Genomic DNA, 17,740 nt, shown 5'->3' on the forward strand with positions numbered 1-17,740 from the left:
AGACTTTTACTTTCTGGGGAACGGGCTTTTTCTTACTTATGGTGATTAATTTAATTCAATAGCAGCTGGGAGCGGTTGTACTTTAATCTCGCCGCCATCCAATATGGCTTTAAACCTTTCAGTATCAGGTTCGTCAAGTATCAAATCGGCAATTTTATCTTCAAGCTGTTCCTGGATCACACGGCGGAGCGGGCGCGCTCCGAATGCGGGATGGTGGCCAAGCTCGGCCAGTTTCTCCAGGGCTTCTGGGCTGATTGTAAAGGAAAGACCCTGTTCAGTGAGGTTTTCCTGGAGCTCTTTTACCATCAATTCGGCAATTTGAAGAAGATCTTCCTTCTTAAGGATGCTGAATTCGATAATGCTGTCAAACCTGTTTAGGAATTCCGGCTTGAAGAAGCTTCCCAGTGATTCAAGCAGGGCGCTTTCAGCTTCGGCGCCGCTGTTGCCGAAGCCTACATGGATTGGCTTAACGCCAACGCCGGCATTGGTTGTCATAATGATCACAGTATCCTTAAAACTTACGGTCCGTCCCTGGCTGTCGGTCAGTCGTCCGTCTTCCATGATTTGCAGGAAGATGTGCTGTACATCAGGGTGGGCCTTTTCTATTTCATCAAGGAGCAGGATGCTGTAAGGATTTCGGCGGACTTTTTCAGTTAACTGTCCCGCTTCCTCGTGTCCGACATAACCTGGAGGGGAGCCAATCAGCTTGGATACACTGTGTTTTTCCATATATTCGCTCATATCAAGCCGGATCATGGCATCCTTTGAACCAAAAAGTTCTTCCGCGAGTCTCTTTGTAAGCTCCGTTTTACCGACGCCGGTAGGGCCGGCAAACAGGAATGAGCCGATTGGCCGCTGCTTTGCTTTCAGGCCGGCACGGCTTCGGCGTATGGCTTTGGCTACTTTGCGGACAGCTTCCTCCTGGCCGATGACTTTTCCGTTCAGCGATTCATCAAGGTGTTTTAATTTTTGCTGTTCATCCTCCTGAAGCTTGCCGACAGGGATGCCGGTTTTCTTCTCAATGATCTCCTGGATGTGCTTCGCCTCGACAACCGGGCGGTTTGCCGTACCGGCATATTTAAGCATTTTTTCTAACTCTGCTTCCTCATCCCGAAGTTCAGCAGCTTTTTCATAATTTTCCTCTTTTAACGCTGCATCTTTAGCCGATGCTATCTTCCTCAGCCTTTCATCGATTTCTTCTTTTGAAGAAACACCGGCGGAAGAAAGATTCAGCTTCGAACCTGCTTCGTCGAGCAAATCAATGGCTTTGTCCGGCAGGAAGCGATCCTGGATGTAGCGGTGCGATAATTGCACGCACGCATCAATTGCATCTTTGGAATACGTTACTTCATGGAAATCTTCGTACCTTGATTGGATTCCTTTAAGGATTTCAACCGCGGCTTCCACTGATGGTTCGTGGACATGGATTGGCTGGAACCTGCGTTCAAGCGCCGCATCCTTTTCAATTTGGCGGTATTCCTTCAGAGTGGTGGCGCCAATTACCTGAAGCTCGCCCCTGGCCAGTGCTGGTTTAAGAATGTTGCTGGCATCCATGGAACCTTCGGCAGAACCCGCGCCCACCAGAAGATGGATTTCATCAATGAAAAGGATAATGTTTTTCTTGGATTGAAGTTCTGAAACCAGTTGCTTCATTCGTTCTTCAAACTGGCCCCTAATGCCTGTGTTGGCAACAAGGGACGCCACATCCAGCAGGTAAAGTTCTTTGTTCAGGAGCTTGGCGGGTACTTTCCCTTCAATTATTTTCAAGGCAAGGCCCTCCGCGATCGCCGTTTTACCGACCCCGGGTTCCCCGATGAGAACCGGATTGTTTTTATTCCGCCGGTTCAAAATTTCAATTACCCGTTCTACTTCTTCATCGCGTCCAATAACAGGATCAATTAGGCCTGCTTTGGCAAGTTGGGTAAGATTTCTGCCAAATTGATCGAAAAACCCGTTGCCCCCCGTTTTTTTCGGCTGTTCATGTATCGGTTCATCCATTTGGCCTGGGAAACCCATATTGCCGAATGGCTGCTGATTGAATTGATTGAAAAAAGATGATGGAAATCCGGCAGATGGCCCGAATGAGCCCCCGATTGCCTGGCGTTCTTTGCTAAAGCAATCCTGGCAAAGCATGAAGTCTTTTTTTCTGCCATTCACCATTAATTTTAGTTGTACATTCGCCTGAGATTGGTTGCATAGTTGGCAAAGCATATATCTGCCTCCTTTTAAAAATCTGAAAGGCCATTTTTGTCTTTGACTATTTTTGACCTTCTGATATTAGTATACTCTGACCTTCTTTGACTTTCAATAATATCGCATATGTAATTTTTACCAAAAACGGATGTCCACACCTGGCCTTTCAAACATTTTTAAATTTGCCTTTGGTAACGGTCCTGGTTTGCAAGCTTGGGAAATTAATGGCATTGTTTGTCCCAATTTCCATATAGTGTTTAAGGGGAGGGGATTGTGTGAAACGGAATTGGGCTGGTGCGTTCCAAATCGCGGCCGTGTATGTAGGTACGGTGGTCGGTGCGGGTTTTGCAACAGGCAGGGAAATCGTCGAATTTTTTTCCCGTTATGGGTTGGTAGGTTTTTTCGGAATATTAGTCAGTGGGTTTCTTCTTATTTCTATGGGTGCGAAATTAATGCGGGCAGCTGCAAGGGCAAATGTAGATACATATCAGGGGTTCAATGAATTCCTGTTTGGCCGGGCAGCTAAGGCGGTAAACGTCCTGATGCTTCTCATGCTTCTTGGCGTGACCTCGGTAATGATGTCCGGAGCTGGGGCGGTGTTCGAGGAGCAGCTTGGCGCTTCAAGGAATTCTGGCATCGCATTAACGATCGCCCTTTCCATAATCGTGATGGTATTTGGGACAAAGGCGTTATTCGCTGTGAATACATTCATCGTTCCCATGATGATCTTATTCAGCCTATTTCTCATGACACTCTCAATTTCAATGCCTGGATTTTCCGAGGCTTTCCTTAAGACAGGGGGAATAGGGGGAAACTGGAAAGGTGCCATTTCTCCATTTTTATATATAGCGTTCAATCTTGGCCTCTCGCAGGCTGTCCTCGTCCCGATTGCGTTTGAGGTTAAGGACGATTGGACGATTAAATGGGGTGGTATCATTGGCGGTTCAGCGCTCACCATTATCTTGATTTCAAGCCATCTTACGCTTGTTATGCTGCCGAATCTTGAGTCGTATGACATCCCGATGGCCGAAGTTATGAGGAGTGTGGCGAATGGATTTCATTGGGTTTTCGTCGCGGTTGTCTATGCGGAAATTTTTACATCGGTCATCGGGAATATTTACGGGCTCGAACGCCAGATTCGAAAATATGTGCCGTTCCACACCATAACGATAACCGCGGGAATTTTTGCTGTTTCATACGCTGCGAGCCTCATCCACTACGGAACACTTCTATCCTTCCTATATCCTCTGTTCGGCTACGTCAGCCTCCTGTTTCTCATTCTTCTGTGGGTAAAGCCTCTGCCAGGTATGAAGTAAGGCCGCCGGATCCCGGCGGCCTGTTCATTAATAGAGTGGGGCGAGTATAAAGAGCAACAGGTCAAAAACAAGGTGGGATACGATAACAAGCGGAATGCTCCTTTTCCATGCAAACAATAAGCCCCAGACAATACCTGAAACGAATGCCGCGAAAACGAGGATCATTTCAGAGGAATAAAGATGGACCGAGGCGTACATGGCAGCCGATATAACAATGCTCCAGAAAGAAGGGAAACGCTTAAGGATTCGTTTTTGGATAAATCCCCTCCAAAATAACTCCTCGCCGGGAACGGCAATTAATACAAGGGCAATGTACTGCCAGAATTGTTCGGGTGCGAACCACTTGTATAGCCTTCCAATATTGTCGCCAAGCGGCAGATGGAAAAGATGGATCAGGCTATTCCCTAAATGGAAGAGCCCATATAATAATAACCCGGAAAGAATGCCTGCCGATATATAGCGGATAAAGGATATCCTGTCATCCACGTCCTCATGGAGGATTGTCCAGATTGTTAAAACCAGCAGGCTAGCAGGGAAGATGTACCAGAAAATATTTTTATCCTGGAAAGTGAAGTAGAGCAAGATGTGTGCTAGCAAAAAGCCGCCGATTAGGCGGTAATCAATTTTCTCAGATACCATTGAAGCGTCTGTCTCCTTTCGTGCATTGAACCTATTGTAGCAAATAGAAGGGATCAAAAAAAGTCTGTGGGATTCAACAAAGGTGTTTCCTAAGTGAAATCGCGAGGCATGGCAAAAAACTGGCTGAATAAACAACAAAAGCAGCGGATTTTTTCCGCTGCTTTTGCAATTATATTTAATTAGCCGATTCTTTAATAATTTTATAGTTTTTATGGTTAATAACTGTCCGTTGATCCAATTCAAGATCCCGGTAATTTTCCATATAAGTCAGGTCTACGATAACAGAGTTTTCATTTACTTTTTCTACAATTCCTTGCAGCCCGCCGCGGAATTCAATGATATTCCCTACTTCTGCTCTCTTCAACTGTCTCTCTCCTTTTCATCCCTAATTTTAACAGCTTCTTTACCTGGAAGCTTTCTAAAATAGAATAAGTAATGATTCCCTATTAACGGGCAATGAGGCCCCACCTCAGGCTTAACAGGAATTGAAGAAGATAGGCGGGGAAAGACTGCCCGTAAAGGCCGGATAGGTTTCACCTTCCCAACGGATGACAAACAGCCTATGCTGGAAGGTTCACTTTCTCAAACACTATACAAGGGAAAAGATTTTATAAACAGTTTGCACTAATTTTATGAAAACGTAAAGGCTTTCTTTTCTAAAAATTTCTACTTATTGTTCATTTTTCTATTTGGCCGGGATACTGGACATAAAAAAAGCGCTCATTTATGATTTTTACTATGGAGTAACCAATAATTATTGTGTTTTTAGGTGGTGAGCAGACATGGATGAAAAAGGAATCAATGAAATCCTGGATAGGCTGAAGAGCGGTGAACTTGCGGAATATTACGTTACAAATGAAGATTTCCTTCCATTTCGGAAAGTTCTCGTTATGAGGGAGGATTTTAAGCATTTCCGCGGAATTGCCCAGCGAGGCGGCAGTGTTATATATGAATATTTGCCTGAACCAAGGAGTTGAATAATTTTTCTGATATTTTTATGAAAATTTTGTTAAAATATTGTGAATTTTTACCTATCAGTGTAAAATGAATTCAATAACTCATGCGGAGTGAGGGTGAAGGACAATTGTCATCCCGTGACAATCTGCTTTATAAAATTGAAAGCAAGCGGAATGAAATGATTTTGGCTGCTTCGAAAACTGGAATAACCAGCACCAAAACCCTTAATATTAGCAGGGAACTGGACGATTTGCTCAACTTGCATAATAAGACGAATGTTGACGGTTTATCCTGCTCACTGGCTTTGAAAATTTGAAACGGCCAAGGGCGTCCAGCTTTATTGCTGGGCGCCTGTTTTTTCCGATAATTATCATGCTGGGAGGGATGCCTGATGCAGTTTAATGGCAGGACAATCATTGTGACAGGGGCCGGAAATGGGATTGGGCTGGGGATTGCAAAAGAATTTGGTGTCAACGGCGCAAATGTGGTGATTTCCGATTTAGACAGCCAAACGGGATTCCGGGCTGAGAAATGCCTGCTGGAGGATAGGAGCAAGGCAATCTTCCTGCAGACCGATGTCCGGGATGAAGAAAGCGTTCGCAAACTGTTTGATGAAGTTGTTTCCCGTTTTGGCCATGTTGACGTTGTCGTTAATAATGCTGGTATATCCCAGTTCCATGATTTTTTTGAGATGTCTCCCAGCCAATGGGATGATATTTTGAACACAAACCTCCGCAGTGTTTTTCTTTGCGCTCAGGCCGCGGCCAGGACAATGAAGGAAGGAAGGGGCGGTGCGATTATCAACATTGCTTCGACCAGGGCATTTATGTCTGAACCAAATACGGAAGCTTATTCCGCGTCAAAAGGCGGCATTATCGCCTTGACCCATGCATTGGCCCGGACCCTTGGGCCATATGGAATTACGGTTAATTGCATCAGCCCCGGCTGGATTGAAACAGGCGGCTACGAGTTGCTTAAGGAACATGACCACAGCCAGCATATAAGCGGCAGGGTCGGAAAGCCGGAGGATATCGCCAGGGCTTGCCTTTTCTTCGCCGATCCCAGAAATAACTTCATCACAGGAGAAAATATCATCATAGACGGCGGAATGACGAAGAAGATGATGTACGAAGAGTAGGTTCTAGAAAAAAAAGAACATTATAGGAGTGGGAAAATGGGAGTTTTAGAGGTTGGCAACAGGCTTAAAACAGAAATAGGAGTCCATTTGGTCGGCAAGGAGCAGGAAATCGAACTGATGTTTATATCTTTACTATTCAATGGCCATGTCCTTCTGGAAAGCGTTCCAGGAACAGGAAAGACGATGCTTGCAAAAAAGTTCTCCGAGGCGGTTGGCGGAAGTTTTTCGCGGATTCAATTCACCCCGGACGTTCTGCCAGGTGATATTACAGGGATCCAGTTTTTCAATCCCAAGAAGCAGGAATTTGAATTGCTGCATGGCCCGATTATGGCGAATATTGTGCTTGCGGATGAAATAAACCGGGCTACGCCGCGGACCCAGTCAAGCCTTCTTGAAGCGATGGAGGAAATGCAGGTAACGATTGATGGGCATACCCTTCCACTGGAATGGCCTTTCATGGTCATCGCAACGCAAAATCCGGTTGAGTCGCAACAGGGAACGTTCCCTCTGCCTGTCGCGCAAATGGATCGTTTTTTCATTAAATTGAATGCGGCGTACCCTGAGTTTGAGGCGGAAAAGGAAATCCTGAAGATTCACCGATTCGGCATCATTGCCTCCAGGATTGAGCAGATTCTTGATAAGGATGAACTGAGGGAACTGTCAAACGCGGCAAAAAAGGTTCAAATAAATGACGAGGTTGAAACGTATATTCTTGAACTTGCCAGGAAGACGAGGGAACATTCGCTTATTGAACTTGGAGTCAGCCCGCGGGGAACGCTTGCCTTGATGAAAGCGGCGCAGGGGAAAGCTTTTCTGGCAGGCAGGAATTATGTCGTGCCGGATGATGTTAAAGCCGTTGCCCCATTTGTGTTGGGACACCGCATTTATTTATCGACAGAGGGTTCCCTTACAAAAAGCCCGGAGGCAATTATTTCGGAAATCATGGAAAGTGTGCCTGTCCCGGTTGAAGCGGGGGCTAGCTAATGTCGTGGGGGAAACATTCATTTTCAGAAGGGAAAATCATCCCCATCCAATTCACGGCGGTTATTCTAGTCCTGCTCTCACTATATCTTGATTCAAAATTTTTATTTTTCGCGGGTGTTCTATCGTTTGTATTGATTTCCCTGAATTTTCTCTATGAAAAAAAGGTAGGGGAAGGCCTTGAAGTCGTTATGGAGAGGCGAAGGGACCGTTATTTCATAAGCGAACAAGGCAAATGGGAAATGGTCTTCAGAAATGGAGGATGGCCGATTTTAAATGCGGAGGCGAAGGTTTACTTCGATTCCACTGTCGAGCCTCCTGGCGCGGAAGAAAATGATAAGAAATGGCTGAATGAAGTTTCATTTCCTCTATCCGTCAGTATGGGAGGGGCGAGAAAGGTGGAACTTCCATTTACAACCAAATACAGGGGATTGGCGAAAATAAGGAAGATTGAACTTCAAATCCCTAACCTGTTTGGTTTCGGGAAAGTAAATCTTGAATACAGATTTCCTCTTTCCCAGGAGGCTATCGTTTATCCGGACAGGCTCGAAGTAGTGAATAAAATGGATTTGGTTTCATTGAAGCCGGGCTCCCAATTTACCCCTTATTCGCTCTATGAAGATACGCTTTCACCGGCGGGAACCAGGGACTACACTTATTCGGACGGTTTTCATAAGATTCACTGGAAAGCAAGTGCCCGGACCGGGAAACTCCAAACGAAACTGTTTGACCAGGTTTCGGAGAAAGGCATCGTTATTTGCGTAAACGTCGCCGATGGCTATTCTGTTCCCGCAAACTTGGAAGAAATGCTCGAAAGCGCGGCCGATCTTGCTTATTTTGCCTACTCGAAACAAATACCGGTTTCACTTTGCATGAATATGAGGAATGCCGGCGATGTACCATTCTTTTACCTTCCACCGGGAAATGGGAGGGAGCAGCTGCAGAAAATATATGAGATGCTCGCGCTCGCAAATTCTTTCGCTCCCTTTCCGTATGACAAGATGCTCTCCTATATGGACAGGAACCTCCATATGCTGCCATGCCTAATCCATGCGGGGTCAATGCCGGGATTTACAGCGGCCAAGCTGGATGAGTTTAAGAATCGGGGCATTAGGCTGCTTGTTTTAAAAACGATTCACGATAAAGCGGAGCTTTCCCCGTTTTCACCTTCCATGGAAGGAAGGCGGTCATCTTGATGAAAAGGCTCTATTTATTTTTAATTGAATTGCTTTTCACGGCAATGCTGATATATCCATATTTCTGGCCAAAGGAAAAAGGGTGGCAGGTGTTTCCTGGTCTTTCCCTTTTCCTAATTGTCTTCATCCTTTATACATGGCTCCTGGCCAGGTTGGGCGAGAAGGCGAAGATTTTGTTTTTGGCCATTTTCCTCCCAGCGCTCTATGCCATTGGGACTTTTTATTCCGGCCTGCACCCGGTTCCCGTGGCAACCGGGATTGCCTTTCTCTTCTGGAGGGGAAATTCCCTTGCCGGGAGAAAGAATGAGGACCATGACCTTTTGCTCGCGACCTTTTCAGCCATGGCCGCGTTTCCGGCAATGATTGGCGCTCATACAAAGAATGAAACGATTTTCCTTATTACAATCATTTTAGTTCTTATGCAGGTTTTGGTGGTCCTAACAGGACGATTCCTTTTAAATCTTGCGAAGATGGAAGGGGAACAAAAGGAAAAGGCGGCTTATCTGGCGTTTTTCGGTAAACTCGTCATCCCAATCGTTTTGGCAGGAGGCCTAATCGCACTCGCCATGGATTATATCCAGGCCGCGTTCTTTATGGTCCTAAAAGGAGTAGCTTGGATTTTCGGCATGATGGCAACACCTATACTTAAGTGGTCTGAAACAGTCAATTTGTGGACCGATCCCGACGGGGCCAATCAAATTGAGGTCATTGAAAGGCCAGGCGTTGCAAAAGTCATGCGCGAACAAGCAATGCAAAAATACAGTGAACTGGGGCTAATGGTGCTTGCAGGGCTCATAATTATCGGCCTATTCATTTATCTGTATATAAAGAGGAACCGCGTCCAATTTGATTATACCAAAGCAAATTCCGCGGGGCTCTCTCGAATCATGAATCCAGCCGGGGGAATCGCCAAAAAGAAGAAGCCTGCCGCTCCAGATAACCCGCTCCGGCGGGAGGTTTTCAATCTTGAGTATTACGCGCTCAAAAACGGGTTTGGAAGATTTGAGGCGGAAACCGTCGGGGAATGGCTGAGCAGGATTGGAATACTTTCCAATCAGAAATTGATCGGCATTTACGAAGGTGTCCGTTATGGGAACAAGGACATTGGCCAGCCTGAACTTGAATTCGCACGGGGTGAACTAAAGGGAATCAGGGAATCCATTAAGGAGAAACGTAAAGAGCTTAAGAAGAAGCAAAAGAAGCGAGAATAAGCTCCTTTAGCGGTAGCTACTATCAAATGTATGCTAGGCAGGTTTGCTTTGATTTCCCTGAAAAAGGGTAAAATAAAGCCGGCCTGCCTGTTTATTTGACTATATATAAATTATTGGTTAAGTTAAAAAGGTTAAGGGCGATTTTTATTGATTGTTATTTTGTTTACCATATTAAAGGGAATCGTCCTGGAAGGCAGTCCATCAATTTAATGTAGAAGGAGAATGAATAAATATGACAGAAAAACAGTTTACGGTTACTGCAGACACAGGAATCCATGCCAGGCCGGCAACCCTACTTGTGCAAACGGCGAGCAGGTTCGATTCCGACATCAACCTTGAATATAAAGGAAAAAAAGTAAACCTGAAATCAATCATGGGTGTTATGTCTCTGGGAATCGGCCAGGGCTCGACGATTTCCATTTCGGCAGAAGGTGGAGATGCGGAAGACGCGCTCCGCACTTTAGAAGAAACATTGAAAAAAGAAGGCTTGGCTGAATAATGGCATATTTACAGGGAATTGCTGCCTCGAACGGGATCGCGATTGCCAAAGCATATAGGTTGATTGAGCCTGATTTGTCCTTCAGCAGGCAATCCGTTGAGAATCCTGATAAGGAAATCGAAAGATTCAGGGCTGCTCTTGAGCAATCCAAGGCTGAATTGGCGCAGATTCGCGACATGGCGCGGGAAAGCCTTGGCGAGGATAAAGCCGCCATTTTTGAAGCGCATCTTCTTGTCCTTTCCGACCCTGAACTCGTAAATCCAATTGAGGACAGGATTAAGGGCGAAAAGGTCAATGCAGAATTCGCCTTAAATGAGACCGCTGGCATGTTCATTTCCATGTTTGAACAAATGGACAATGAATATATGAAAGAAAGGGCTGCGGATATACGCGATGTCACCAAACGCGTACTGGCCCGGCTTTTGGGCGTACAGCTGCCGAACCCTTCAATGATCGCCGAAGAAGTCATTATTGTCGCGGAAGACTTGACACCGTCAGATACCGCCCAGTTAAACCGGCAATTTGTCAAAGGTTTTACCACCGATATTGGAGGAAGGACTTCCCACTCCGCAATTATGGCCCGTTCAATGGAAATTCCGGCAGTGGTAGGAACCAGGACTTCGACCGACGAAATCAATAATGGGGATACGGTTGTTGTCGACGGACTGAAGGGTGAAGTCCACATCAACCCCACTCCAGAATTAATCCAGGCTTATAAGCAGGTGAAAGCCGACTATGAAGCGCAAAAGGCTGAATGGGCTAAATTGATAAATGAAAAGACTGTCACCGCCGATGGCCACGAAATTGAAATTGGAGCGAATATCGGTACTCCAATGGATTTAAAAGGGGCTATTGAAAATGGAGCCGAAGCTGTCGGCCTCTACCGGACCGAATTCCTTTACATGGGAAGGGATCAGATGCCGACCGAGGAGGAGCAATTCGAAGCGTATAAAGCTGTTCTAGAAGGAATGGAAGGAAAGCCAGTCGTGGTTAGGACGCTTGATATAGGCGGAGATAAGGAACTTCCTTATTTAAACCTTCCTAAAGAAATGAATCCATTCCTTGGCTACAGGGCGATTAGGCTTTGCCTCGATCAGGAAGGGATCTTCCGTACCCAGCTAAGGGCCCTGCTCCGGGCAAGCTCCTATGGGAATCTTAAAATCATGTTCCCAATGATTGCTACCCTTGATGAATTCAGGAAGGCAAAAGGGATTTTGGAAGAAGAGAGAGCAAAGCTGGAGGAAGAAGGGGCGACAGTTTCAGGCCGGATAGAGGTCGGGATCATGGTTGAAATCCCTTCAACTGCGGTTTTGGCCGATCAATTCGCCAAGGAAGTCGACTTTTTCAGCATTGGCACAAATGATCTGATCCAATACACCATGGCTGCGGACCGAATGAATGAAAGGGTTTCCTATTTATATCAGCCATATAACCCTGCAATTCTCCGCCTTGTCAAGATGGTGATTGATGCCGCCCATGCGGAAGGTAAATGGGCTGGGATGTGCGGGGAAATGGCGGGCGATGTTATGGCAATCCCGCTTCTTGTCGGCCTCGGGCTTGATGAGTTTTCGATGAGCGCCACGTCCATTCTGCGAGCAAGGTCACTGATGAAAAAACTAAGCAAATCAGAAATGGAAGAACTGGCCCGGAAAGCACTTTCCCTAGGTACGGTGGACGAAGTTATCCAATCTGTAAAAAACGCAACAGATTTGTAACATAAATGAAATATATAAAATGTTTTAGGGGCAAGTTTCCGGGTAAAATACTACCAAGCAACTAGTATGATTTAGTGTAAGCTAATCATTCTCATTTTCCCCCTTTTGCCGGCTGCGATTGCAGCCGGATTTTTTTATATTTTGCAGATGGAATAAAAAGGAATGTTTGGTAAAATTCTTTTTTCACTGCCTGTGTTTATATCCCGCGTCATTAGGGAATTTTTTCTTATGAACGTAGATAATCAAGGAGGTAGTATTTTATGGATAGGAAAAAAATGCTGATGACAACTGTGGCGCTGGGTGCGGCTTATTTAATGAGGAACAAGGAATCACGTGATAAACTGATGAATCAAATGCAATCCCTTGGAGCTCCAAAAAAGAAGAATAAAGTGGAAACAGAGTAATTCAAGAGCCCCTGCCGTTCAGGGGCTCTTGTCTTGGTAAAAGCCTTCTTTTTTCCACAAACCGCGTTTACCCCTCCTGCCTTTTGGCTAAGGTTATTGTAAAGGAGTGGTAGGGATGGGAAAAAGTTTAAGTATGAATACCCGATTTTTTTGCTTCTTTTTATTGTTGCTTCCAATTTCAGGATGCGGCCTGTTTATGGATCAAGACATTCTCGTAAACAAGTACGCCGAGGCGTATCTAACCAAAAATAATGAACTTCAGTTCAGGTTTAAAATTAACGAAGACTATTTGAATGGGGAGGATATGTTTAAGGTTAAAGTAAACATCCACAATAAAAAGCTCGCGGAAGCACTCGGCACGGAGGAAATTATTTATGGGGAAGAAGAAGTGCTGAATGGGGAGTACATAGAAGTAAAAGAGGATGGAGGCAATTATATTCATATGGACCCTCTTCCTTTGAAAATTGACTTGCATATCGCAGAACTTGAAAAAATCATTGCCGGAGGCCAAGCAGTTTCAATTGAGGTTTATAATGGCAAAGAAGTTTTCGGTACTGGCAATCTAACGAATTTTTCATCCGAGTTCTAGGATTAAGGAGGACGCCTTCAGGGAATAATGGGAAGGTGCATAATTGGAGATTGGCACACCACCCCGGGATCTGTCGCCCCGGGGTTTTTCTTTTTTAAAAAAAGCTTCGTGGGAAAAAAACGCATGCTAAAATAGAAGGGAAAGAATAGGAAAGGAATGATTCCATGATAGCACCAGAAACTGTTGCCATCGCATTTATCGGAACTGGCGTAATGGGAAAAAGCATGGCTGGACACTTATTGAATGCCGGCTGCAATCTTACCGTTTACACAAGAACAAAAGAAAAAGCCGGAAGCCTGCTCGAAAAGGGAGCGAAATGGGCGGGCACGCCGGGGGAGGCAGTCCGGAACGCGAAGGTTGTTTTTACAATGGTGGGATATCCGGCTGACGTGGAAGAAGTATATGTTGGCAAAGATGGACTATTTGAAAATGCGGAGGAAGGGACTTATTTTGTCGATATGACCACATCCACTCCGACGCTTGCGAAACAGCTTTATAAAGAAGCGAAAAAGCGCGGGATGCACGCATTGGATGCTCCGGTTTCCGGAGGTGATATTGGAGCTAGGGAAGCCAGGCTAGCCATTATGGTGGGCGGGGATAAATCTGCATTCGAGGATGTGCGGCCGCTGCTTGAAAAATTAGGGACGAATATTGTCTACCAAGGGGAAGCGGGTGCGGGACAGCATACGAAAATGTGCAACCAGATCGCGATTGCTTCGAATATGATCGGCGTGGCGGAAGCGATGGTGTATGCGAAAAAAGCTGGCCTCGATCCGGAAAACGTTTTGAAAAGCATCTCCACAGGCGCGGCGGGGAGCTGGTCGTTATCAAATCTTGCGCCAAGGATGCTGAAAGGCGACTTCGCTCCTGGATTTTACATAAAGCATTTCATCAAGGATATGGGCATCGCTCTGGAAGAGGCGGAACGGATGGGAATGGAAGCACCGGGTTTAACGCTTGCAAAATCGCTTTATGATGAACTCGCTGGAAAAGGCGAAGAAAATAGCGGAACACAAGCCCTTTATAAATACTGGGAATAAGGGGCTATGAAGTTTCACTTAATCTTCTAAAATCCCGACGCCCTTAATACCCTTTCTATGAAGGAGGGGATTGGGATGAATCAGTTTGAGGATATTAAAGAAAAGTTCAATGAGCTTGAAGATGGCCGGTATCTTGTCAGGATTGAAGGCTTCAGCAGGGAAAAAACCGTGAACGGTGCCAGGCCCATCAAGTGGGATCTTACACTGATGAATGAGGTAAAGGGGACTTTGCCGGTGAAATTCAGCCATATTGAAACGGATGGAGGGTTCCGAATCCTAATGGAGGAAATCCGGAGGCTTGGTTACACAAAACCAAGGTCCCCCGATGAGTTTGAAGCAATCCTTTCGAACCTTAGGGGCAGTTTCGTGGAAATCGGCCTCTTTACAACCGACAGGATTGAAGGATACCGGGAAGTCCGGTTCATCAGAAAAATGGGATAAAAGGAACCCCCGCAGGAAAGCGGGGGTTTTATTTGTGTTATGAATTTTTAAAATCGAACCTTGCAGATAATTCGAAATAAGCTGGTTTACTCCAGCTCTGGGGAATTTTTGTTTTTGGGAAAGTAATTTAAGTAAGCTTGAAGCCTGTCCAATCCTTCCTTCAGTGTTTCCATGGAGCAGGCGAACGAGAGACGGAAATAACCTTCCCCAAAATCTGAAAATGCACTGCCCGGTACGACTGCCACTTTCGATTTATTGACCAAGTCAATCGCAAACTCGAAAGAATCCAGCTTCGCGGATTCGGGAATCTTGACGAAAAAGTAAAACGCCCCATCCGGCTTTACCGTTTCTAGTCCCATCTCCATAAGACGATTGTAAACATAGTCACGCCGTTTTGCGTATTTTTCCCTCATTGGTACTGCATCATTGATTCCATCCGTAAGAGCGACGGCTGCGGCGGCTTGGGCAATTGAGTTTGCGCAAGTTACATTGTACTGGTGCACCTTCAATATGTGGCGAGCGATTTCTTCCGGCGCGAAAAGGAGGCCAATTCTCCATCCTGTCATTGAATGGGACTTTGACAGACCGTTGATGACAATCGTTTGATCCCTTAAAAATGAACCAATGGATACATGCTTCATGCCATACAGCAATTCACTGTAAATTTCATCCGCGAGGACAAAAACATCCCGGCCCCTCAGCAAGTCGGCTATTTCACGGATTTCATCAACCGAAAGGCTGACACCAGTAGGATTGGACGGGTACGGCAGAACGACACAGCGGGTTTTTTCGGTTATGTATTTCATTATGATTTCGGCGGTAAACCTGAATCCGTTATCCCGGATATCGGCATAGACGGGAATTGCCCCGCACATATGGATGATCGGCTCATACCCTGGGTATACAGGCCCAGGCAGGATTACTTCAGAGCCATCTTCAAGGATTGTCCTGAAGGCAACATCGATTGCTTCACTCGCGCCAGTGGTCACAATTATTTCTGATTCGGGATTATACTTTAGCCCGTATTTCCTTTCCATGAATTCAGCGGCGGCCTTTCTGGTTTCAATAAGCCCGGCATTGTGGGTATAGGCAGTTTTATTTTCTGTGATGGCCTGAATTGCTGCTTCTTTTACATGTTCGGGGGTTGGAAAGTCTGGCTGGCCAATGCTCAATGAAACAATATCCTCGACACCGGATACCATGTTGAAAAATTTCCTGATGCCCGATATTTCAATTTCTTTTATCCTTTTATTTATTAAATGTTCCACGTTCGCTAACCGCCTTTCAACCTCATTTTCCTTCGGTTTGATATTCTAACATGTTACAAGAAAAGGACATGCAAATGCAATCCCCCTGCAAATCCATTTTGTGTGGAATTGGTAAATATTCTAAAAATTTGTAAAAAGTGAAAATATTAATGATATACTAGTCGAAAGAACCCTTCAAATTGGCTAGGCATTTTTCAAATAGGAGATGAACCGATGGCACAAACAGAACAATCGAACCCCGCGTATACACAGGGGGAAGTAAACCGGACGGGCTGGAAGCTTTATTTGACCTTGCCCATTTTTTCCTGGGCCTTGTATGATTTTGCGAACACCATTTTTTCATCCAATATTAATACGATCTTCTTTCCGTTCTATATGACGGAAGCGATCGGCAACAATGAAGTTTTAAACCAAATCGCAAGCACGTTCGTTTCATATGCGAATGCGATTGCGAGTTTTTTCCTAGTGGTCTTTTCGCCGCTCTACGGGGTTATGATTGACCGGACAGGCCAAAAAAAGAAGTATATTATGATTTTTACAGTAATAGCCGCTGTTTCGACTATTCTTATGGGGGTTTTCGGCGGTGCCGGCCTCAGTGGGAAATGGCTTGGCATGCCAATTCCGCTTGTGTTGGTTCTTATTTTTTTCATTATTGCGAAGTTCTTTTACCATTCAGGCCTTGTCTTTTATGATGCGATGATAACCGACCTTGGAACGAAACAGGAAATCCCATTAATTTCGGGCTTTGGGGTTGCAATCGGCTATGTCGGCACGCTTGTCGGATTGGCGGTTTACCCTTTTGTCGGGAATGATGGGTTTCATGAGGCGTTTATTCCAACAGGGATCATGTTCCTGATTTTTTCACTTCCAATTTTCTTCTTTGTAAAAGAAAAGCCGCACCCATCACCAAAAAAGGAATCGTTCCTTTCTGGTTATAAGGAAATCGTCGCGACATTCAAAGAAATGAAGGCGCATAAAAACATCTTTACATTCATGGTCGCATATTTCTTCCTGAATGACGCATTGGCTACAACGATTGCGATGATGGCGGTTTATGCCAAGACAATCGTTGGCTTCTCAACAGGACAATTCATTTTGCTTTATCTTGTATCCACAATTTCAAGCATTATTGGTTCGTTTATTTTCGGCTACGTTACAAAAAGGACTGGAGCGAGGCTCGCTGTCTACTATGTTGGTATTCTGCTTTTGGCGGCGCTCATCATTGCCTGCCTTGCGATCAATGGAGCGATGTTCTGGGTTGCCGGCAGCATGTTCGGGGTTGCCCTTGGTTCTATGTGGGTGACGACAAGGACTTATATCGTCGAATTGACCCCGGAAGACAAACGGGGGCAACTCTTCGGGCTGTTTGCGTTTTCGGGAAAGGTATCGTCCATCGTCGGGCCGCTTCTGTATGGGAGCATCACGCTCATTTTTGCCGACTACGGAAATATCGCAAGCAGGCTTGCCCTTGGTTCGCTTATCATCCTTACGCTTGCCGGGCTCCTTGTGCATAGGAGAATCCAGGAGGAGAATGTGTAGATTGGCCCAGGCAACACACATAAATAGAATGAAAGGAAAAGAGGAAAAGCCGGCGGCCGCCGGCTTTTGTGTTAAAGAAACTAATCAGTGATCCCGTGCTTAATAGCTTTCCCCAAGCCTTTTGAACACCGGCTTTTGATAAGCCTTCTTTCCCTGGGTGGGCTCCTGGGGCTCTTTTATGCCTGTATATTGTTTAAGGATTAATTTCGATTGCGTGAGGGAAAGCGCCGCTTTGGGGTTTCTTACTAATCCATCGAGCGACCCTAGATGAGGGAGGTCGGCAAAGTCTTTTTTCTCCGGCGGGATATGGAAGGTGTAGTCACCGCATTCCACAAGGACATCTGATTGCTGCTTGCTGTTTTTAGGATGATTGGAAAAATGCAGTCCGACCTTTCTCGCTTTTCCTTCCCGGAGAAGTTTTTTTAATGCTTCGTGTTTTAAAAGATAAAGGAATTTAGGGTCTGGGGCAGTTTTCGCATGCCTATTGACAATATAGATTGCCTGGGAGAGGTTTTTAATAGATAGTTCTGGGAACCGGGGATTCGTACTGTCCAAGCAAAGTCTCCTTTCAAAAATTGCATTTGTATCTATTATAGCGCTTTTCCAGGTAAAAT

Annotated in this window: 19 protein-coding genes; 14 read left to right on the forward strand and 5 right to left on the reverse strand. The window is 45.4% G+C overall.

Going from position 1 to position 17,740, the window contains the following annotated elements:
* Positions 1–45: 45 nt before the first annotated feature.
* Entirely contained in the window at positions 46–2,211 is a 2,166-nt protein-coding gene (locus DRW41_RS02105) for an ATP-dependent Clp protease ATP-binding subunit (protein WP_115450304.1), read from the reverse strand.
* Positions 2,212–2,468: 257 nt separating this feature from the next.
* Between DRW41_RS02105 and DRW41_RS02110 the strand changes: the two genes are divergently transcribed.
* Positions 2,469–3,509 carry a YkvI family membrane protein gene (locus DRW41_RS02110; RefSeq protein WP_115450305.1) on the forward strand — a complete coding sequence of 347 codons (1,041 nt, stop codon included), beginning with the start codon at positions 2,469–2,471 and terminating at the stop codon, positions 3,507–3,509.
* A gap of 27 nt (positions 3,510–3,536) precedes the next feature.
* Here DRW41_RS02110 and DRW41_RS02115 read toward each other — a convergent pair whose 3' ends face one another.
* Positions 3,537–4,148, reverse strand: a complete 612-nt coding sequence (locus DRW41_RS02115) for a CPBP family intramembrane glutamic endopeptidase (RefSeq protein WP_115450306.1) — start codon at positions 4,146–4,148, stop codon at positions 3,537–3,539.
* A gap of 175 nt (positions 4,149–4,323) precedes the next feature.
* Positions 4,324–4,512, reverse strand: a complete 189-nt coding sequence (locus tag DRW41_RS02120) for a YkvS family protein (RefSeq protein WP_115450307.1) — start codon at positions 4,510–4,512, stop codon at positions 4,324–4,326.
* 418 nt (positions 4,513–4,930) lie between these two features.
* Here DRW41_RS02120 and ykzS point away from each other — a divergent pair, with 418 nt between their 5' ends.
* The 12 genes from ykzS to DRW41_RS02175 all read left to right on the forward strand — a co-directional run bounded on the left by ykzS (position 4,931) and on the right by DRW41_RS02175 (position 14,319).
* On the forward strand, positions 4,931–5,125 hold the full coding sequence (ykzS, locus tag DRW41_RS02125) for a protein YkzS (protein WP_115450308.1): 195 nt from the start codon (positions 4,931–4,933) through the stop codon (positions 5,123–5,125).
* A gap of 107 nt (positions 5,126–5,232) precedes the next feature.
* Complete coding sequence (locus DRW41_RS02130; protein WP_245959315.1) at positions 5,233–5,421, forward strand: aspartyl-phosphate phosphatase Spo0E family protein; 189 nt, start codon at positions 5,233–5,235, stop codon at positions 5,419–5,421.
* Positions 5,422–5,496: 75 nt separating this feature from the next.
* Positions 5,497–6,243, forward strand: a complete 747-nt coding sequence (locus tag DRW41_RS02135) for an SDR family NAD(P)-dependent oxidoreductase (protein WP_115450310.1) — start codon at positions 5,497–5,499, stop codon at positions 6,241–6,243.
* 36 nt (positions 6,244–6,279) lie between these two features.
* Positions 6,280–7,227, forward strand: coding sequence for an AAA family ATPase (locus tag DRW41_RS02140; protein WP_115450311.1), 948 nt, complete (start codon positions 6,280–6,282; stop codon positions 7,225–7,227).
* Positions 7,227–8,420, forward strand: a complete 1,194-nt coding sequence (locus DRW41_RS02145; RefSeq protein ID WP_115450312.1) for a DUF58 domain-containing protein — start codon at positions 7,227–7,229, stop codon at positions 8,418–8,420. Before DRW41_RS02140 ends, DRW41_RS02145 begins: the two co-directional genes overlap by 1 nt.
* Positions 8,420–9,631: a hypothetical protein gene (locus DRW41_RS02150; RefSeq protein WP_115450313.1), complete on the forward strand. Its 1,212-nt coding sequence runs from the start codon at positions 8,420–8,422 to the stop codon at positions 9,629–9,631. The genes DRW41_RS02145 and DRW41_RS02150 overlap by 1 nt, the downstream gene beginning before the upstream one ends.
* 232 nt (positions 9,632–9,863) lie before the next feature.
* Positions 9,864–10,130 (forward strand): phosphocarrier protein HPr, encoded by a 267-nt coding sequence (locus tag DRW41_RS02155; protein WP_115450314.1) that lies wholly within the window; start codon positions 9,864–9,866, stop codon positions 10,128–10,130.
* Positions 10,130–11,845 (forward strand): phosphoenolpyruvate--protein phosphotransferase, encoded by a 1,716-nt coding sequence (ptsP, locus tag DRW41_RS02160; RefSeq protein WP_115450315.1) that lies wholly within the window; start codon positions 10,130–10,132, stop codon positions 11,843–11,845. Before DRW41_RS02155 ends, ptsP begins: the two co-directional genes overlap by 1 nt.
* A 260-nt stretch (positions 11,846–12,105) precedes the next feature.
* Positions 12,106–12,249 carry a hypothetical protein gene (locus DRW41_RS22800; RefSeq protein WP_181884384.1) on the forward strand — a complete coding sequence of 48 codons (144 nt, stop codon included), beginning with the start codon at positions 12,106–12,108 and terminating at the stop codon, positions 12,247–12,249.
* A gap of 196 nt (positions 12,250–12,445) precedes the next feature.
* Positions 12,446–12,838, forward strand: a complete 393-nt coding sequence (locus tag DRW41_RS02165) for a hypothetical protein (RefSeq protein WP_245959316.1) — start codon at positions 12,446–12,448, stop codon at positions 12,836–12,838.
* Between the two features lie 164 nt (positions 12,839–13,002).
* Entirely contained in the window at positions 13,003–13,878 is an 876-nt protein-coding gene (locus DRW41_RS02170; RefSeq protein WP_115450316.1) for an NAD(P)-dependent oxidoreductase, read from the forward strand.
* A 75-nt stretch (positions 13,879–13,953) separates the two neighbouring features.
* Positions 13,954–14,319: a hypothetical protein gene (locus DRW41_RS02175; RefSeq protein WP_115450317.1), complete on the forward strand. Its 366-nt coding sequence runs from the start codon at positions 13,954–13,956 to the stop codon at positions 14,317–14,319.
* Positions 14,320–14,405: 86 nt separating this feature from the next.
* Here DRW41_RS02175 and DRW41_RS02180 read toward each other — a convergent pair whose 3' ends face one another.
* Positions 14,406–15,587, reverse strand: a complete 1,182-nt coding sequence (locus DRW41_RS02180; protein ID WP_115450318.1) for an aminotransferase A — start codon at positions 15,585–15,587, stop codon at positions 14,406–14,408.
* A 213-nt stretch (positions 15,588–15,800) separates the two neighbouring features.
* Between DRW41_RS02180 and DRW41_RS02185 the strand changes: the two genes are divergently transcribed.
* Positions 15,801–17,126: an MFS transporter gene (locus tag DRW41_RS02185; RefSeq protein ID WP_115450319.1), complete on the forward strand. Its 1,326-nt coding sequence runs from the start codon at positions 15,801–15,803 to the stop codon at positions 17,124–17,126.
* 99 nt (positions 17,127–17,225) lie between these two features.
* On the opposite strand, the gene DRW41_RS02190 is transcribed toward DRW41_RS02185, so the two are convergent.
* Positions 17,226–17,681 carry a YkyB family protein gene (locus DRW41_RS02190; RefSeq protein ID WP_115450320.1) on the reverse strand — a complete coding sequence of 152 codons (456 nt, stop codon included), beginning with the start codon at positions 17,679–17,681 and terminating at the stop codon, positions 17,226–17,228.
* Positions 17,682–17,740 lie beyond the last annotated feature (59 nt).

Source organism: Neobacillus piezotolerans, assembly GCF_003362805.1.
Classification (GTDB): Bacteria; Bacillota; Bacilli; order Bacillales; family Cytobacillaceae; genus Bacillus_D; species Bacillus_D piezotolerans.